This window comes from Streptomyces sp. NPDC046716, assembly GCF_040645755.1.
Classification (GTDB): Bacteria; Actinomycetota; Actinomycetes; order Streptomycetales; family Streptomycetaceae; genus Streptomyces.
Genome location: NZ_JBEYYU010000005.1, coordinates 140,940 through 157,099, shown reverse-complemented (window position 1 = coordinate 157,099; position 16,160 = coordinate 140,940). Strand labels below are relative to the sequence as shown.

Sequence of the window (16,160 nt, the reverse complement as noted above, 5' to 3'; positions counted from 1 at the left end):
CTGGGCTAGCTCCGGTCGTGGCGCGGCCCCACGCTCGCGTAGAGGGCCGCGCCCACGGCGAACGCGGCCAGCGCCACGGCCCACGCCCCGCGCTGCGGGCCCGGCTGCATCGACCAGGTCAGCACCGTCGCGCCGTGCAGCCTCGGGTTCGAGTACGACAGGTAGACGACGCCGAGGTACAGCAGCGTCGGCAGCCAGCTCAGACGGGCGCCGATGAGCACCGCGGCGACGGCCGTGATCCCGGTGGCGCCGAGGGTGTTGCGGACCATGGCCGCCGCGCCGAACTCGCGCATCTCTCCGGGAACGGCGAGCGCGAGGACGGTCGCGGCGAGCACGGTCAGCGCGAGCAGATGGGCGAGCCGCGGCGGCCACCAGCGGCGCACGGCGGTGCGGTCCAGCTCCCGGGCGCACTCGTGGGTGCTCACCCCGATCACGGCCGAGGCGAAGAGCGGGGCCAGGGAGAGCAGCGGGATGCGCCGGTGCGGGTCCACATAGGTGTCGGGGCGGGTCGCCGCCCACAGGGTGAGCAGCGCCGTGGCGGCGAGCGCGGCCACCGTCACGGGCAGCGCCCGGGAGCGGGCGTACAGGACGAAGGGGCGCGGGGCGGAGGCGGTCACAGCGACGGCACCTCGCTCGCGGTACGGCCGCAGCGCTCCGGGGCGAAGTAGCGGGACAGCCAGGCGCGGCGTTCGGCGGGGGACATGGCGCGCAGGTGGTCGTAGGCACGCTGCTCGGCCTTGAGGCGGCGCAGGTCGGCCTTGTCGGCGTGGGCGAGGGAGTCCTTGCGCATCGTGTCCCTGACGTGGTTCGGCGCGAGCCAGCGCACCACCGCGTCGTCCACGAGCGCGACCTTCTCCGGTGTCCTCCGGACGAACGGGCAGTCGTGGCCGTCGATCAGGGCCATCGCCGCCTCCCACCGGTACCGCTCGGGATCGGCGACGCGCCCGCGCACCAGGCTCCAGCCCAGCGGGGAGAGCATCGGCAGCGCCGCCTCGCCGGCCGCCGGGCCGCCCGGCAGGTCCGCGAAGCGCACGGGCAGGTTCTCGACCCCCTTCAGCCGGTCGGTGAGCGGCCGCAGGGCCTCGGCGACCTCGGGCAACTGGCGGGCGAACTTCGCGTTCACGCAGACCTGCGGGACGCTGTCCGTCGCGCACGCCTGCCGGCGGGCGCGCGGGTCGGGACGGGACAGGCCGTCCCCGACCTGCACGAGCAGGGTCGCGGCGACGGCAGCGGCGGCCAGCGGGACCAGCGCCGTCCAGCGGCGGCGCGCCGTGCGGACCAGGACCACGGCCGCCGCGAGGGCGAGCACCCACCCGGCGGTCAGGAACGGATGCCACCACACGAGCACCACACTGCGCCGGAACGCCTCGGGCGCGGGACCGAGGAAGCGCAGCCCGCTCCTCGTGGTGCCCGCCAGGCCGAACAGTCCGTACCCCGCGACCCCCAGCAGCGGCGCCGCCAGCCGCCAGGGCGCGAGCCCGCCGACGACCTGGCCGATCAGCACGCAGGCCACCAGCACGGCGGCGGAACCGGCGAAGGCCGTCGGGGTGATGCCGCCCGGCGTCGCGTACGGCCGGCTGGCGAGCAGACCGCCCACGAACGTCAGCCCGTACGCCACGACCAGCCAGCACGCCAGGGGCAGCGCGGCCACCAGCAACTGGGCGAGCGGCCCGCGCACCGCGGCGGCCCGCAGCACGTCCGTGCCGCGCCGCCGCTCACGTCCGCCCTGCCAGCAGCCCGCCGCGAGCGCGAGCGGGCCGCCGATCATGACACCGCCGGAGCGCAGCATGCTCATGGTGTCGGTCCAACTGCCCTGCCAGGTGTCGGCGGTGTTGTACAGGAGCGTGCCGAGCGCCGCCGCGAGCGCGGCACCGGCCCACGGCGCGAGGCCGCGCAGCAGCTCAGCCCGCACCGGATGCGGCGCCCGGCGCGGCGGGGCCGTCGTCGTGGCCGGGCGGTCCTCCAGGAGGGACGGTGCGCTCATCGGCCCGCCTCCGTGCCCCGGTGGGCGCGCAGCGCCGTCGTGTAGCCGCGCTCGATGGCGTTGCCGTCGGACTCGTCGCCGTCGCGGCCCAGCGCCGCGAGGGTCGCGGGGGTGCCCCGGTAGGCGACCCGGCCGCGCTCGATCAGGGTGACGGCCGTACAGGCCGCCGCCACGTCCTCCACGAGATGCGTGGAGACGAGAACGGTGGCCTCCTCGCCCAACTCCCGCAGCAGCGACCGGAATTCGACGCGCTGCTCCGGGTCGAGGCCGGCCGTCGGCTCGTCGAGCAGCAGCAGGCGCGGGCTGTTCACGACGGCCTGCGCGATGCCGACGCGCCGCACCATCCCGCCGGACAGCGACTTGAGCTTCGCGTCGATGCGGTCGGTGAGCCCGACCCGCGCCACGGCCCGTTCGACCGCCGCCCCCGTCTCCCCGGCCGGCATCTCCTTCAGCCAGGCCACGTACGCCACGAACTCGCGGACCGTGAACCCCGGGTAGTAGCCGAAGTCCTGCGGCAGATAGCCGAGTCGGCGGCGGGCCGCGCGCCGCTCGCGGGCGTTCCCCAGGTCGCCGCCGAACAGCTCCACGCGGCCCGCGGTGGGGCGGGCCACGGTGGCGAGGACGCGGATGAGGGAGGTCTTGCCCGCGCCGTTGGGCCCCAGCAGCCCGTGCACGCCGGTGCCGAAGTCCAGGTCGACGGCGTCCAGGGCGGTCACCCGGCGGTGCCGGACGGTGAGCCCGGACACCTGTGTCGTCCCCGCCGTCACGGGGGTGGTCGTCGTGCTCACATCGTCTCCAAGCGGTCGTACGCGGACCGGCGTACGACGATCAGGGCGGCGCTCACCACGAGCGCCGCGGCCCAGCCGGTGCGCGCCGCGGGGCTGTCGAAGTAGAGGGAGAGCTGTGCGGCGAGGCGGGCCGTGGCGGCCTGCGGCACGGCGGCCGTCGGCAGCGCCACCGCCGCGATCCACCCGGCACCGATCACGCCGGTCGCCGCACGGCACCCGACGTACCCGCCGAGCGCGAGCGCGGCCAGGGTGAGCGCGAGCCCCGGCAGCAGCCAGGCGGCCGGACCGGGGCCCGGCGGACGCGCGGCGGGCAGCAGCAGCCCGGCCGCCGTCAGCACCGGCAGGCTCACCGCGAGCACGGCGAGGGTGCGGACCAGCACCAGCCGCAGACCGCCGGACGGGGACGCCGCCGCGATCTCGTGCAGCGGGTCGGCGTGCCGCCCGTACGACACCGCGACCCCGGCCACCGGCAGCACCGGCGCGAGCGCGAGCAGCAGCGGCCCCGCCCCGTCGAACCCCGCGCCGTACGCGAGGGCCAGCGCGCCGGCCGCCACCGCGAACAGGGCGATCAGCCACGGGCCGCGCAGCGCGGGCCCCACGCTCCACCACAGCCGGCCGAGCCGCCGCGCGCCCGGCACGGCCACCGGTGCGCGGACCTCGGTGAGCAGCGCGGCCCGAACGTCCGCCAGGGCCGGCCCCGCCGCCCCGGCCCGGGCCGCGCCCGACACCCGTACCGCGCAGGATGCGCACTGCTCCATGTGCCGCTCCACGGACCAGCAGTCCGACTCCGGGAGCGTGCCGTCCACGTACCGGGCGGCGGCGCCGTCGGTCACGTGCCAGGAGATGCCGTGGCCGCTCATGCGATGCCTCCCGAGGGTTCCAGCGGTCCCGCGGCGGCCAACGCGGCCAGCGCGGAGCGCAGTTCGCGGCGGGCGCGCTGTGCGCGGGTCTTGACGGTGCCCTCCGGTATGCCGAGCAGCCGGGCGGCCTCCCGGGTGGTCAGGCCGTCGACGACGGTGGCCCGCAGCACGTCGCGCAGCTCGGGCGAGATCCGGTCGAGGGCGGTGCCCACGTCCCCGTACTGGAGCCCGGCGAGGACGTGCTCCTCGGCGGACGGCGCAGTCCCGGCCTCGGGCGTCTCGACCCGGTCGACCCGGGCCCGGGCGCGCCGGGCGTCGACGAGGCGGCGGGCGGCGATCGTCCACAGCCAGCCGCCTGCCTCACCGCCCTGATGTGCCCCCGCCGAGCGCCACACCGCGAGGAACGTGTCCTGAAGCACCTCGCGCACCGTCTCCGGGTCGTCGCAGCGACGGCTCAGGCGGGCGTGCAGCCAGCCGGCGTGCCGGTCGTAGAGCGCGGCGAGCGCGTCGGCGTCGCCCCGGGCGACGGCCCGCAGCAGCGCCCGGTCGTCTCGGTCGGCCCCCATGGGGCGGAACAGTCTCACACCCCGTCTATCGACCGGCCTCCGGCGACCGGTTCACGGCCCCGCCGTGTCCGCGACGGCGTACGCCTCCACCGACCACAGCGAGATCCCGTACTCCGTCGCCCGCTCGTCCCCGACGACCCGCACGAACCGCACGTCCTTGGCGTCCATCCGCACGGACTCGCGGCCGCCCCGCCCGTCCCGCACGGTCGCCGCCGTGCGCCAGGCGCGGCCGTCGGCGGAGGTCCGGACGCGGTACCGGGTGGCGTACGCGTCCTGCCAGCGCAGCACCACCCGGCCCAGCCGGACCGGCTCGGCGAACTCCGCCTGCCACCACTGGCCGTCCTTCGCCGGGGACGACCAACGGGTTTCGGCCCGGCCGTCGTTGGCGCCCCGCGCGGGGAAGTCCGGGGTCTCGTCCGCCGAGGACGACGCGGTGGCGGTGCGGGCCGCATCGGGGCCCGCCGTGCGCGGGAAGGCGCGGACCGTCACCGTGCGGGTCTCGGCACCGAAGGCGAGGGGGATCTCGTACACCCCGGCCGGAGTGCCCTCGGCGACGGTGATGTCCACGGGGACGTCGACCCGGGTGCCGCGCGGCAGCGCGGAACCCGTCGGGGTCCGGGCCGTGATGCCGTGCGGGGCCTTCGCCGTCACCCGGTCCCTCGTGTCCGCGGGGCGCCGGGACGTCAGACGCGCCGTCACCCGCTGCGCGCCGCCGCCGATCTCCGCGTCGGTCTCGGCGCGGGCGAGCGCGAGGGCGGCGGCGGGGTCGTCCGCGTACCAGGGCACGACATGTCCGACGGCGCCGGCGGGCGCACCCGTGACCCGGACCGCGTCCGCCCGCGTGTTCCCGGCGCCGAGTTCCGTGAAGCCGCCGTCGGCGAGGGCGCCGACGCGCCGCCAGCCCGCGCCGGGGACGTGCGCCTCGACCGCGCCCCGGGTGCCGGGCGCGCTCAGCACGGTGACCGTGGACAGGGCGCGCACGCGCGGGAGTTCGGCGGTCGCGCCCTCGGCCGCGTCCGCCCGGTCGGTCCCCGCCCACGCCGCGAACGCCGTCCCGGCCTTCTTCAGGAACGGGGCCAGCACCCCTTCGCCGACCGTCACGTGGTGCGCCGCGAGCCGCGTCCGCAGCCGCTCCAGGCGGCGGGCCGCCGCCCAGGCCGCCGTGCCGTCGCCGCGCGCCGTCGCGTCCAGCATGTCGACGGCGGCCTCGCCCGCCCGCCCGTAGTCGCCCAGCTTGTCGCTCCAGGGACGCACCTCGGCGGCGAGCTCCGTACCGGCCAGCGCGTCCGGGACGGCGCGCATCCGGTGGAACGCGTCGCGCAGGGCGCGGGACGCCGTGGCGCGCGCCGCGTCCGTCGCCGTACGGGCCTGCCAGAACGCGGCGACGAGCGGTCTCAGGTAGGCCGACTCCCGCGCGCCGAGGAGCGACGAGGCGTCGTTCCCGGCCAGCGCCGTCAGGGCCGCGCCGGTGTCCTCGTCGCCGCCGGCGAGGTCGTCGATCGCGGCCTCCCAGGACTCCCGGGGGCGGTAGTCGCGCGGGTTCCACGCGTAGTCCGCAGAGGTGAACAGCGCGATGCGGGAGGCGGCGGGCTGCTCCATCGCGTTGGCCAGCAGCGCGGCCGAACCGGCGGCCACCGCAGGTTCGCGGCCGGTGTAGGGACCGAGGAAGACGCGGTCCTGCGCGTAGTCGTTGACCGGGTAGTTGTCCATCGTCAGCAGCGGATGGGCCGGGCCCGACGAGCCGAACGCCCGCCGCGCGGCGGCCAGTTCGCGGCCGGTGACGGTGCGCGGCACGACACCCACCCCGGTCCAGGCCACCTGCACCGTGTCGTCGAGCGCGTGCGCCAGCGCCGTGCGGTACCGCGTGGCGCCGTCCTGGTAGTACTCGGTCGGCATCAGGGACAACGGCCCGGCGCCCGGGTGGCGGGCCGCCAGATGCCCGGCCACCGCGTTCGCCACCCGTGCCTGCGCCCGCGCCGCCGCCCGAGGCCCCGAGCCGAACTCCTCGGCGTCCGCCGCGCAGTGCCACTCGCTGTACGACACGTCCTGGAACTGGAGCTGGAAGGCGCGCACCCCGAGCGCCCACATCGCGTCCAGCTTGCGGTTCAGCGCCCTGAGGTCGGCGGCCGACGACAGGCACATCGCCTGCCCGGGAGCCACCGCCCAGCCGAGCGTGACGTGGTGGGCGCGGGCCCGCGCGGCCAGGTCGCGGAAGGCCGCGCGCTGCGCCGCCGGGTAGGGCTCGCGCCAGCGTGCCTGCCGGTACGGATCGTCACCGGGCGCGTAGAGATAGCGGTTCTGCTTGGTGCGGCCCATGAAGTCGAGCTGCGCCAGCCGCTGTTCGGTCGTCCACGGAGTGCCGTAGAAACCCTCGGTCAGACCGCGTACCGCCGTCCCCGGCCAGTCGCGTACGACGACCCCGGCGATCGTGGGCCCCTCGGTCAGCTGCCGCAGCGTCTGCACCGCGTGGAAGAGACCGTCGGTGCCGACGCCCGCCAGCGCGACCGCCGGCCGCCCGGACAGGGACCCGACCGCGAGCCGGTAGCCGCCCGCGGGCAGGCCGCCACGGGCCGCTGCCCCCAGGGCGCGCAGTGTCGCGTCCGCCGCGCCGGCCGTGACGACGAGTCCGGCGCCGGACGGCACCGCCGTCTCGTCGGCCACCTCGCGGACGTCCCGCGCGCCCGCGTCGCGCAGCAGCGTGCGCAGCGCGTCCACCGCGTACCGGTCGCTCCCCGCGGGGACGACGAGGACCACGCCGCCGGGGGAGCCCGGGACCGTCACCGGGTGCGCCGAGGCCCGCATCGACCGGGGGCGCGGCCACACCGACGGCAGGGCCGGCTCCGTCGCCGCGCGGTCCGTGCCGCCCGCCGAGGCGCCCGGCGCCGGCGGGACGGCCGCCGCCCCGGTCGCGCCGCCCAGCGTCCCCGCGATGACGGCGACCGCGACAGCGGCCGCCGTCCTCCTGCGCCGCAGCTGCACGGCGTACTCCTCGAAAAGCTCGGTGAAGCGGAAAGGGCGGAATGGACCGACGAGATGAAGCGAAAAAGACCGATGAAGAAGATCAATGAGGACAAAGCGGCCCCGGAGTGGCACCGACCCCACCACTCGCCGGGGCTGGGTGTCAAAGCCCGTGGCCGCCGTGCCGCAAGTGCCCTGCCGAGGCCGGTGGGGGAGGTGAAGTTCTTCCGGTTCCCGAGGTCCTCTGGTCAATTTCCTTTCGTCGTTCACAATGTGACCAGCAACACGTTCCCCGGCCGAACAGGTCTGGGGTCGCGATCTCTGGGTAGGCCTCCCGACTCACGACCCCCTTTGACGAAGGAGGCCCCCGTGGCCGCATCGGCTCAGCTTCTGCTCTCGGCCCTGTCCAAACAGGCGGACCCCGTGCTCTCCGTGACGGACCCGCTGACCGGGAACGACCCCCTCTCCGACTCCGACACCACGACGACGTCCTCCTGGGAACTGCCCCTCACCAGCGAGCCGCCCTTCGCCGACTACGCGCCGCTGACCTCCGAGCCGCCGCTCTCCGACGAGCTGCCGCTCACCTCCGAGCCCACACCGAGCGGCCTGGCCGCGGGGTGAGCCTGGCCCGCCTCGCCGAGCTGTACGGCGTGGCCACCTCCTACTCCCCGGCGCCGGGGAGCACCGTCCGTGCCACCGACGCCGCCCTGACCGCCGCCCTCGCCGCCCTCGGCGTGGCCGCGGACGCCCCGGACGCGCTCGCCGCCCGGGAGGCCGAACTGGCCGCGCGCCCGGTGCCGCCGACCGTCGTGCTCTGGGCCGACGGCTCCACCCCCGACTGGCTGCGGACGCTGCCCGAGCGGTCCCGGCTCGCCCTGCGTCCGGAGGGTGCGGGAGAGTTCACCGCCTGGGACCCGGCGGTGCCGCCGCCACCCGGCGTGCACCGGTTACGGGTCGACGAGCCCGGCGGCCGCAGCACCGAGGCGCACCTCGTCGCGGCCCCGCCCGCCGCCCCGCGCCCGCCCGGCCGCACCCACGGCCTGCTGGTCCAGCTGTACTCCCTGCTCTCCACCCGCTCCTGGGGCATGGGCGACCTCGCCGACCTCGCCGATCTCGCGTCCTGGTCGGCCCGCACCCACCGCGTGGGCTTCCTCCAGGTCAACCCGCTGCACGCGGCCGTCCCCGCCGCGTCCGACGGCGCCATGGACCCCTCCCCGTACCGCCCCTCCTCCCGCCGCTTCCCCGACCCCGTGCACCTGCGGATCGAGGACATCCCCGAGTACGCGTACGTGCCCGCCCGGGACCGCGAGGCCGCCGCCCTGCGCGAAGCGGTCCTCGGCAAGGGGGAGCTGATCGACCGGGACGCCGTCTGGGCGCTCAAGCACGAGGTCCTGGAGGCGATCGTCCGGGACGTGCCGCTCACCCCGGGCCGCCGCGCCGCCTACTGCGACTACCTCGCCGGCCAGGGCACCGCCCTGGAGGACCACGCCACCTATGCCGCGCTCGCCGAGGTGCACGGCCCCGACTGGCACACCTGGCCCGCCGCGCTTCAGGACCCGCGCTCGCCCGCGACCGCACGCGCCCGGCGCGACCTGATGGACCGCGTCGACTTCCACTGCCGGCTCGCCTGGCTCACCGACACCCAGCTCGCCGCCGCCCAGCACACCGCCCGTGAGGCGGGCATGCCGGTCGGGCTCGTGCACGACCTCGCGGTCGGCGTGCACCCCGGCGGCGCCGACGCCTGGGCGCAGCGCGACGTCTTCGCCCAGGGCATGAGCGTGGGCGCGCCGCCGGACGCGTTCAACGCGCGGGGCCAGGACTGGGGCCTGCCGCCCTGGCGCCCCGACCGCCTCGCCGAGACCGGCTACGCCCCCTTCCGCGCCCTGCTGCACGATCTGATGCGGCACGCGGGCGCCGTCCGCATCGACCACGTCATGGGCCTGTTCCGGCTCTGGTGGATCCCCGAGGGCGAGGCCCCCACCGAGGGCTGTTACGTCCACTACGACGCCGAGGCCATGCTCGCGGTGCTGCTCCTGGAGGCGTCGCGCACGGGCACGTACGTCATCGGGGAGGACCTGGGCACGGTCGAACCCGGCGTGCGCGAGACGCTCCACGCGCGCGGGGTGCTCGGCACCTCCGTGCTCTGGTTCGAGCGCGACTGGGAGTCCCCGGGCGACCCGCCCGTGCCCCCCGAGCAGTGGCGCACGGACTGCGTGGCCACCGCCACCACCCACGACCTGCCGTCCACCGCGGCCCGGCTCACCGGTGACGACGTGCGCCTGCGCGAGCGGCTCGGGCTCTCCACGGCCTCGCCCGCCGAGGCGGCGGCGGAGGTCGCCGACTGGCTCGGCCTGTTCGCGCGGCTCGGCCTGCTCGCGGGCTCCTTCGGCGACGAGGAGGAGTCGGTCCGCGCCGTCCACCGCTTCCTGCTGCGCACCCCGGCGCGGATGACGGGGATCTGGCTGCCCGACCTGGTCGGCGACCGGCGCCCGCAGAATCTGCCCGGGACCTGGGACGAGTACCCCAACTGGCGGCTTCCCGTGGCCGATGCCGCCGGCCGCCCCGTCACCCTGGAGGACATCGCCGCATCCCCGCGCGCCCATGCCCTGCTCAGCGTGTTCTCGGCGCCGGACGTGCCTCTTACAGGCCCCCCGGGCGCGCGGTCCGTTTAGGCGTTCGCTACGTTTGCACCGTGGACAAGAAGAACGCCCTGCGCGCCGGCGCCCTGGCTTCCGGTACGACGCTGATGATGCTGCTCATGTCGTCCCCCGCACTCGCGCTCACGCGCGATGACGGCGACGACCCGGGATCCGGCCTGAGCGTGATCGACACGCTCGGCCTGTTCGTCGTTGCCCCGCTGGTCATCTTCGCGGTCATCGCCGGTCTCGTGATCCTCGGCGACAAGTCCCGCAAGCAGCCGAAGCAGGGCTGACCCGCACACTCCCGACGAGGGCACCCGCCACGGCCAGGCCGCGGCGGGTGCCCTCGACGCGTTCCGGCGGCCCGTCGCTCAGGGCGTCTCGGCCGTGAGATAGCGCTGGAGGGTGGGCCCGAGCCAGTCCACGACCTCGTCCCGGCCGAGCTCCGCGCTCGCCGGGAACCGCAGCACGAAGCGCGTGAGCGCCATCCCGAGCACCTGTGACGCGCACAGCGACGCCCGCAGCGGCGCCTGCTCCGGGTCCGGGCAGACCGCCCGGGCGACCGGCTCCAGCTGCTCGCTCAGCACGCCCCGCATGCGCTCGGCGGCGGCCGGATGGGTGGCGGCGACCCGCAGCAGGGCCGTCAGCACCTCGTCCTTCTCCCACAGGGCCAGGAAGTGCGCGACCAGGGTCCGCCCGAGCTCCCGCGGGGCGATCCCGGCCGGGCCCGGCAGCCGCAGATCGATGCTGACGGCGGCCGCGAACAGCCCTTCCTTGCTGCCGAAGTAGCGCATCACCATGGACGGATCGATCCGCGCGTCGCGCGCGACGGCCCGGATCGTGGCCCGCTCGTACCCGTCGGCCGCGAACCGCTCGCGGGCCGAGGCCAGGATCGTGGCGCGGGTGGCGTCCGAACGGCGTACCGTCCCGGCCGCCTGCTGCTTCTCGCTCATGCCAACAAACGTAGGCCAACAGCTGTTGACAGTCCAGAGCGGCGGTTCTACGTTGCCAACAGGCGTTGACCAACAAGCGTTGGCATCGTAGATCCGGTTGTAGGAGGCCACCATGAACGGCACCGCGCACTCCGTGATCGTCGTCGGCTCCGGTCCCACGGGCCTGCTGCTCGCCGGGGACCTGGCGGCCGCCGGGGTCCCCGTCACCCTCGTCGAGAAGCGCCCGCGCGGGATCAGCAACCTCTCCCGCGCCTTCGCCGTGCACGCCCGCACCCTGGAGCAGCTCGACGCGCGGGGCCTCGGCGACGAGATCGACCGCCTCGGCAGGCCGCTCGACCGGCTCCGCCTCTTCGGCGGACTCACCCTCGACCTCACGGACCTCCCCTCCCGCTTCAACCACCTGCTCGTCCTGCCGCAGTACGAGGTCGAGAAGGCGCTGGAGCGGCGGGCCGTCGGGGCCGGGGTCTCCTTCGCGTACGAGACCGAGGTGACGGGTCTCGTCCAGGGCACCGACGGCGTCACCGTCCGGGTCCGGCACGGCGACGGCGCGCCGGGCGAGCTGAGCGCCGCCTACGTCGTCGGCGCCGACGGCATGCGCAGCGCCGTGCGGGAGGCCGTCGGGCTGCCCTTCCCCGGCCGGTCCGTGATCCGCTCGGTCGTCCTCGCCGACGTCCGGCTCGCCGAGCGGCCGGAGAACCTGCTCACCGTGAACACCGTCGGCGACGCCTTCGCCTTCATCGCCCCCTTCGGCGACGGCTACCACCGCGTCATCGGCTGGAACCGCGCCCACGACGTCCCCGACGACGCCCCCCTCGACCTCGACGAGATCAGGGAGATCGTCCGGCGCGCCCTGGGCCGCGACTACGGCATGCACGACGCCCGCTGGATGTCCCGCTTCCACAGCGACGAACGCCAGGCGCCGCACTACCGGGTGGGCCGCGTCCTGCTCGCCGGGGACGCCGCGCACGTGCACACTCCGGCCGGCGGCCAGGGCATGAACACGGGGCTCCAGGACGCGGCGAACCTGAGCTGGAAGCTGGCCGCCGTCGTCACCGGCCGCGCCCGGGAGACCCTGCTCGACAGCTACGAGGCCGAGCGCCACCCCGTCGGCCGGGCCGTGCTGCGCAGCAGCGGCGGCATCGTGCGGATGGCGATGGCCAAGCGCCCCTGGACCCGCGCCGCCCGCGCCGTGTTCACCGGCGTCCTCGGCCGGGTGCGCCCCGCCCGCACCCGTGCCCTCGGCCAGGTCACCGGCATCGGCGTCCGCTACCCGGCGCCCAGGGGATCCCACGCGCTGACCGGCCGGCGGGTCCCCGACGTCCGGCTCGACGGCGGCACCCGGCTCTACGAAGCCCTGCGCGCGGGCGAGTTCGTGCTGATCCTGCCCCAGGGGGAGACGTACAAGAACGACGCGGTGCGCATCGCGCACTGGGCGAGCGGCCGCCGCACGGCACTGCTCGTGCGGCCCGACGGATACGCGGCCTGGGCGACGGACGCGCTCCCGGAAGGGGGAGTTAACTCCACCGACTTCCCCCGGGAGTTCGCTGGATACTCGTTGCGTTAGCCGGACCGACACGGGGGGTTGGGGATCATGAAGGCGTTCACGGGGATCAGGCGCTGCCATCAGCAGGCGTGGCTCTGGGTGGCGGCCATGCACTGGACGACGACGGCCGTCACGGCCGCGCTCCTGCCGCTGCCGGGGCTGCTGCGCTGGTCCGTGGCGGGCATGCACCGCCTCACCGACCGGCAGCGCTCCCTGGCCGGTGCCTGGTCCGGCACCCCCGTCGAATCGCCGCCCCGGCCCCCGGCGCCGCGCGGCAGGCCGCCCCTGGACCTCGCGGCCCGCTGGAAGTGGCTGATGAGCGACCCGCGCGACGTGCGCGGCTGGCGGTGGACCGCGGTGCACTCCTGCCCCGCGGGCCTGCTGGTCTGCGCACCCCTCTCGCTCGTCCTGTACGGCCTCTACGGCTTCTTCCTCGCCGCGTTCGGGCCGTCGCTCACGGCGCGCGACGCGAACCTGAGGGGCAGCCTCTGGTACACGGGGTTCGAGGTCACGGACGGTACGACCGCCGCGCTCGCGGCCGTCTGCGGGGCGGTCCTAGTGCTGACGGGCCTGGCGACGGCGCCCGCCGCCGTCACCCTGCACAGCCGCTTCGTCCGCGCCACCCTGACCCCCAGCGCCCAGGAGATGATGGCGGCCCGCATCGCCCACCTCGCCGCGACCCGCTCCGACGCCGTCGACACCTCGGCCGCCGAACTGCGCCGCATCGAGCGCGACCTGCACGACGGCGCGCAGGCCCGCCTGGTGGCGATGGGCATGACCCTGGACGCCGCCGAGCACCGCCTGAAGGACGACCCGGAGGCGGCGGGCGCGCTGCTCGCCGAGGCCAGGGCGTCGTCGTCGGCCGCGCTGAAGGAGCTGCGCGACCTGGTCCGCGGCATCCATCCGCCGGTGCTCGCCGACCGCGGACTCGCCGACGCCGTAAGGTCGTTGGCGCTGCTCAGCCCGCTGGACACGGAGGTCACGGTCGAGCTGCCGGCCCGCCCGGAGCCGCCCGTGGAGTCCGCCGTGTACTTCGCGGTCGCCGAGACGGTCACCAATGCCGCGAAGCACGCGGAGGCCGCCCGCCTGTGGATCGACATCTCCTACGACGCGGCGGGCGGGCTGCTGCGGGTCGCGGTCACCGACGACGGCCGCGGCGGCGCCGACCCGGCCCGCGGCAGCGGCCTCGCGGGCATCGAGCGGCGCCTCGCCACCTTCGACGGGATCCTCGCCGTCCACAGTCCGGCGGGCGGCCCGACCCAGGTCTCGATGGAGGTGCCGTGCGCGTTGTCGTCGCCGAAGACCACTTCCTGCTGAGGGACGGTCTCATCCGGCTCCTGGCCGCGTACGGCCACGAGGTCGCCGCCGCCGTGGACAACGGGCCCGACCTGCTGAGCGCCCTCGTCACCGAGAAGCCGGACGTCGCGATCGTCGACGTGCGCCTGCCGCCGGACTTCGGCGACGAGGGCCTGCGCGCGGCGCTCGCGGCCCGCGCACGGGTGCCGGGCCTGCCGGTGCTGCTGCTCTCCCAGTACGTGGAGCCCCTGTACGCACGGGAGTTGCTGGCCGACGGCGCGGGTGCGGTCGGCTATGTGCTGAAGGACCGGGTGACGGACGGCGCCGCGTTCCTGGCCACCATCGGCCAGGTCGCCGACGGCGGCACGGTGATGGACCCCGAGGTCGTCTCGAAGCTGCTCGCCCGCAAGGTCCGCGACCGGCGCCTCGGCTCCCTGACGGCGCGCGAGCGCGAGGTACTGGGGCTCCTGGCGCAGGGCCGGTCCAACGCGGGCGTCGCGGAGGCCCTGTTCGTCACCGAGAAGGCCGTCGCCAAGCACATCGGCAACATCTTCACCAAGCTCGGCCTGTACCCGGGGGAGAGCGACAACCGGCGCGTGCTCGCCGTGCTGGCCTATCTGGAGGGCTAGGGCCTGTCTTCACACTCCCCTCTGCCCCGCGACGCCTGGCACGCACTCTCGCCGCACCGGGCACAAGGCCGAGTACGTCCAGTACGAGGCCTTGCACCCGGCCACGACGAGAGCACGCACCAGACGCCGCGGGGCCGCCCTCCGGGCGACGAGGGGAGTGTGAAGACAGGCCCTAGGGCGTGGCCGCCGTGGCGAGCAACTGGCGGAGCAGCGACGCGAGTTGATCGGCCTGCGAGCTGTCGAGGGCGCTCTTCAGTGCCTGCTTCTGCACGGCGAGGCCGGCGCTGACCGCCTCATCCACGAGCGCGAGGCCCGCCTCGGTGAGGGTGACCTGGAGGCCGCGCCGGTCGTGCGGATCGGGTGAGCGGCGCACCAGACCGCGCCGCTCCAGCCGGTCGAGCCGCCCCGTCATGCCGCCCGTCGTCAGCATCAGCGTCGCCGACAACTGGCGCGGCGAGAGCGTGTGCGGGGTGTCCGCGCGGCGCAGCGTGGCCAGGACGTCGAACTCGCCGCGGGTGATGCCGAAGCGCGCGTACGCCTCCTCGACACGGTCGCCCATGGCGCGGGCCAGACGGTAGACGCGGCCGAAGACCTCCATGGCGGTGGTGTCCAGGTCGGGGCGGACCACCGCCCACTGCTCGATGATCGCGTCGACGGTGTCCTTGTCGGTCATCTCCCCAGTATCGGCACCCGGTCGCTTCCGGGCAAGAAAGTAGCTTACGGCTAAGCTACTTTCCATCGAGCTATATGAGGGGCGGGATCCTGTGCGGAACAAGCGGGAAGTGCGACGCGTACCCGGCGAGAGATCGATGACCTTCGCCGCCGCGGTGAACGGCGTCGGCAACGGCATGTACATCCCGTTGGCGGAGGCGGTGCGCGCGGTCGACGGCCGGGTGCCGTGGTTGTTCCTGATCGGTACGTCGCTGCTCGCGGCCCGATCTCCGAAGGCCAGCGCCGACGTGGTGAGTGCGGCGTGAGGCGGGCGCCGACGGTCCTGCTGACCGCGCTCGCCCCGGTCTCCTGGGGATCCACGTACGCGGTGACGACCGAACTGCTGCCTCCGGACCGCCCGTTGTTCACCGCCGCGCTGCGCGCGCTGCCCGCCGGACTGCTGCTCCTGCTGCTGGCGCGGCGGCTGCCGAAGGGGGAGTGGTGGTGGCGCTCCGCCGTGCTCGGGGCGCTGAACATCGGGGCGTTCTTCCCGCTGCTGTTCCTCGCCGCGTACCGGCTGCCGGGCGGCCTCGCGGCGGTGGTCGGCGCGACGGGCCCGCTGTTCGTGGCGGGGCTCGCGGTGCCGCTGCTCGGGCAACTCCCCACCGGGCGGTACCTGCTGGCGGGAGTGGCGGCGGCACTCGGGGTGAGTCTGGTGGTGCTGCGGGCGGCGGGTGCGCTCGACGCGCTCGGGGTGGCGGCGGCCGTGGCGTCCACGGCCTCGATGTCGGCCGGCACGGTCCTGACGAAGAGGTGGGGGCGCCCGGAGGGGGTCGGCCCGCTGGCACTCACCGGCTGGCAGCTGACGGCCGGCGGCCTGCTGATCGCTCCCCTCGCCTGGATCGCCGAGGGCCCGCCGCCCGCGCTCGACGGCCGGGCGCTCACCGGCTACGCCTACCTGGCCCTGGCCAACACGGCGGTCGCGTACTGGCTCTGGTTCCGCGGCATCGGCCGGCTCACCGCCACCCAGGTCACCCTGCTCGGCCCGCTGTCGCCGCTGACGGCCGCGGTGATCGGCTGGGCGGCCCTCGGCCAGCAGCTCACGCCGCTCCAGCTCGCGGGCATGGCACTCGCACTCGGGGCGACGGTGCTGGGGCAGCGCCCCGCGCGGTCGTCCGGCCCGGGTGAACGGGTCCGCCGCGAGGAGCGCCCGGCCCCCGACGCGGCGGCGCGGCACGGGCGGTCGAGGCGTCAACAGGGCTCTGAAGCAAGGTAGTTGACGAGTAATGCGCA

The 16,160-nt window shown here is 75.6% G+C and carries 16 protein-coding genes; 8 read left to right on the top strand and 8 right to left on the bottom strand.

Annotation, left to right across the window (positions count from 1 at the left end; translation table 11 throughout):
* Nucleotides 1-5 precede the first annotated feature (5 nt).
* The 6 genes from ABZ930_RS05800 to ABZ930_RS05775 are packed head-to-tail and all read right to left on the bottom strand — an operon-like array spanning nucleotide 6 to nucleotide 7,177.
* Nucleotides 6-617: a hypothetical protein gene (locus ABZ930_RS05800; protein ID WP_361542033.1), complete on the bottom strand. Its 612-nt coding sequence runs from the start codon at nucleotides 615-617 to the stop codon at nucleotides 6-8.
* On the bottom strand, nucleotides 614-1,984 hold the full coding sequence (locus ABZ930_RS05795; RefSeq protein WP_361542030.1) for a hypothetical protein: 1,371 nt from the start codon (nucleotides 1,982-1,984) through the stop codon (nucleotides 614-616). The genes ABZ930_RS05800 and ABZ930_RS05795 overlap by 4 nt, the downstream gene beginning before the upstream one ends.
* Nucleotides 1,981-2,772, bottom strand: a complete 792-nt coding sequence (locus tag ABZ930_RS05790) for an ABC transporter ATP-binding protein (RefSeq protein WP_361542027.1) — start codon at nucleotides 2,770-2,772, stop codon at nucleotides 1,981-1,983. The genes ABZ930_RS05795 and ABZ930_RS05790 overlap by 4 nt, the downstream gene beginning before the upstream one ends.
* On the bottom strand, nucleotides 2,769-3,632 hold the full coding sequence (locus ABZ930_RS05785) for a zf-HC2 domain-containing protein (protein ID WP_361542024.1): 864 nt from the start codon (nucleotides 3,630-3,632) through the stop codon (nucleotides 2,769-2,771). The genes ABZ930_RS05790 and ABZ930_RS05785 overlap by 4 nt, the downstream gene beginning before the upstream one ends.
* Nucleotides 3,629-4,198, bottom strand: a complete 570-nt coding sequence (locus ABZ930_RS05780; RefSeq protein ID WP_361542021.1) for an RNA polymerase sigma factor — start codon at nucleotides 4,196-4,198, stop codon at nucleotides 3,629-3,631. Before ABZ930_RS05780 ends, ABZ930_RS05785 begins: the two co-directional genes overlap by 4 nt.
* A 51-nt stretch (nucleotides 4,199-4,249) precedes the next feature.
* Complete coding sequence (locus ABZ930_RS05775; protein WP_361542018.1) at nucleotides 4,250-7,177, bottom strand: beta-N-acetylglucosaminidase domain-containing protein; 2,928 nt, start codon at nucleotides 7,175-7,177, stop codon at nucleotides 4,250-4,252.
* 348 nt (nucleotides 7,178-7,525) lie between these two features.
* Here ABZ930_RS05775 and ABZ930_RS05770 point away from each other — a divergent pair, with 348 nt between their 5' ends.
* The 3 genes from ABZ930_RS05770 to ABZ930_RS05760 are packed head-to-tail and all read left to right on the top strand — an operon-like array spanning nucleotide 7,526 to nucleotide 10,088.
* Complete coding sequence (locus ABZ930_RS05770) at nucleotides 7,526-7,777, top strand: hypothetical protein (protein ID WP_361542014.1); 252 nt, start codon at nucleotides 7,526-7,528, stop codon at nucleotides 7,775-7,777.
* Nucleotides 7,774-9,828, top strand: a complete 2,055-nt coding sequence (gene malQ, locus ABZ930_RS05765) for a 4-alpha-glucanotransferase (protein WP_361542011.1) — start codon at nucleotides 7,774-7,776, stop codon at nucleotides 9,826-9,828. Before ABZ930_RS05770 ends, malQ begins: the two co-directional genes overlap by 4 nt.
* A 20-nt stretch (nucleotides 9,829-9,848) precedes the next feature.
* A complete protein-coding gene (locus ABZ930_RS05760; protein WP_111664623.1) occupies nucleotides 9,849-10,088 on the top strand; it encodes a hypothetical protein in 240 nt (79 codons plus the stop codon).
* Nucleotides 10,089-10,166: 78 nt separating this feature from the next.
* On the opposite strand, the gene ABZ930_RS05755 is transcribed toward ABZ930_RS05760, so the two are convergent.
* On the bottom strand, nucleotides 10,167-10,748 hold the full coding sequence (locus ABZ930_RS05755) for a TetR family transcriptional regulator (protein WP_361542007.1): 582 nt from the start codon (nucleotides 10,746-10,748) through the stop codon (nucleotides 10,167-10,169).
* Between the two features lie 112 nt (nucleotides 10,749-10,860).
* Between ABZ930_RS05755 and ABZ930_RS05750 the strand changes: the two genes are divergently transcribed.
* Genes ABZ930_RS05750 through ABZ930_RS05740 form a run of 3 tightly spaced genes read left to right on the top strand, consistent with a single transcriptional unit; the run spans nucleotide 10,861 to nucleotide 14,216 of the window.
* A complete protein-coding gene (locus tag ABZ930_RS05750; RefSeq protein ID WP_361542004.1) occupies nucleotides 10,861-12,312 on the top strand; it encodes an FAD-dependent monooxygenase in 1,452 nt (483 codons plus the stop codon).
* Nucleotides 12,313-12,339: 27 nt separating this feature from the next.
* Nucleotides 12,340-13,608, top strand: a complete 1,269-nt coding sequence (locus ABZ930_RS05745) for a histidine kinase (RefSeq protein WP_361542000.1) — start codon at nucleotides 12,340-12,342, stop codon at nucleotides 13,606-13,608.
* Nucleotides 13,572-14,216, top strand: a complete 645-nt coding sequence (locus tag ABZ930_RS05740; protein WP_361541997.1) for a response regulator transcription factor — start codon at nucleotides 13,572-13,574, stop codon at nucleotides 14,214-14,216. Before ABZ930_RS05745 ends, ABZ930_RS05740 begins: the two co-directional genes overlap by 37 nt.
* 172 nt (nucleotides 14,217-14,388) lie before the next feature.
* On the opposite strand, the gene ABZ930_RS05735 is transcribed toward ABZ930_RS05740, so the two are convergent.
* Nucleotides 14,389-14,889: a MarR family transcriptional regulator gene (locus tag ABZ930_RS05735; RefSeq protein ID WP_361541994.1), complete on the bottom strand. Its 501-nt coding sequence runs from the start codon at nucleotides 14,887-14,889 to the stop codon at nucleotides 14,389-14,391.
* Between the two features lie 136 nt (nucleotides 14,890-15,025).
* Here ABZ930_RS05735 and ABZ930_RS05730 point away from each other — a divergent pair, with 136 nt between their 5' ends.
* Nucleotides 15,026-15,193, top strand: coding sequence for a hypothetical protein (locus tag ABZ930_RS05730; protein ID WP_361541991.1), 168 nt, complete (start codon nucleotides 15,026-15,028; stop codon nucleotides 15,191-15,193).
* Nucleotides 15,190-16,143, top strand: a complete 954-nt coding sequence (locus ABZ930_RS05725; protein WP_361541988.1) for an EamA family transporter — start codon at nucleotides 15,190-15,192, stop codon at nucleotides 16,141-16,143. Before ABZ930_RS05730 ends, ABZ930_RS05725 begins: the two co-directional genes overlap by 4 nt.
* Nucleotides 16,144-16,160: the final 17 nt, after the last annotated feature.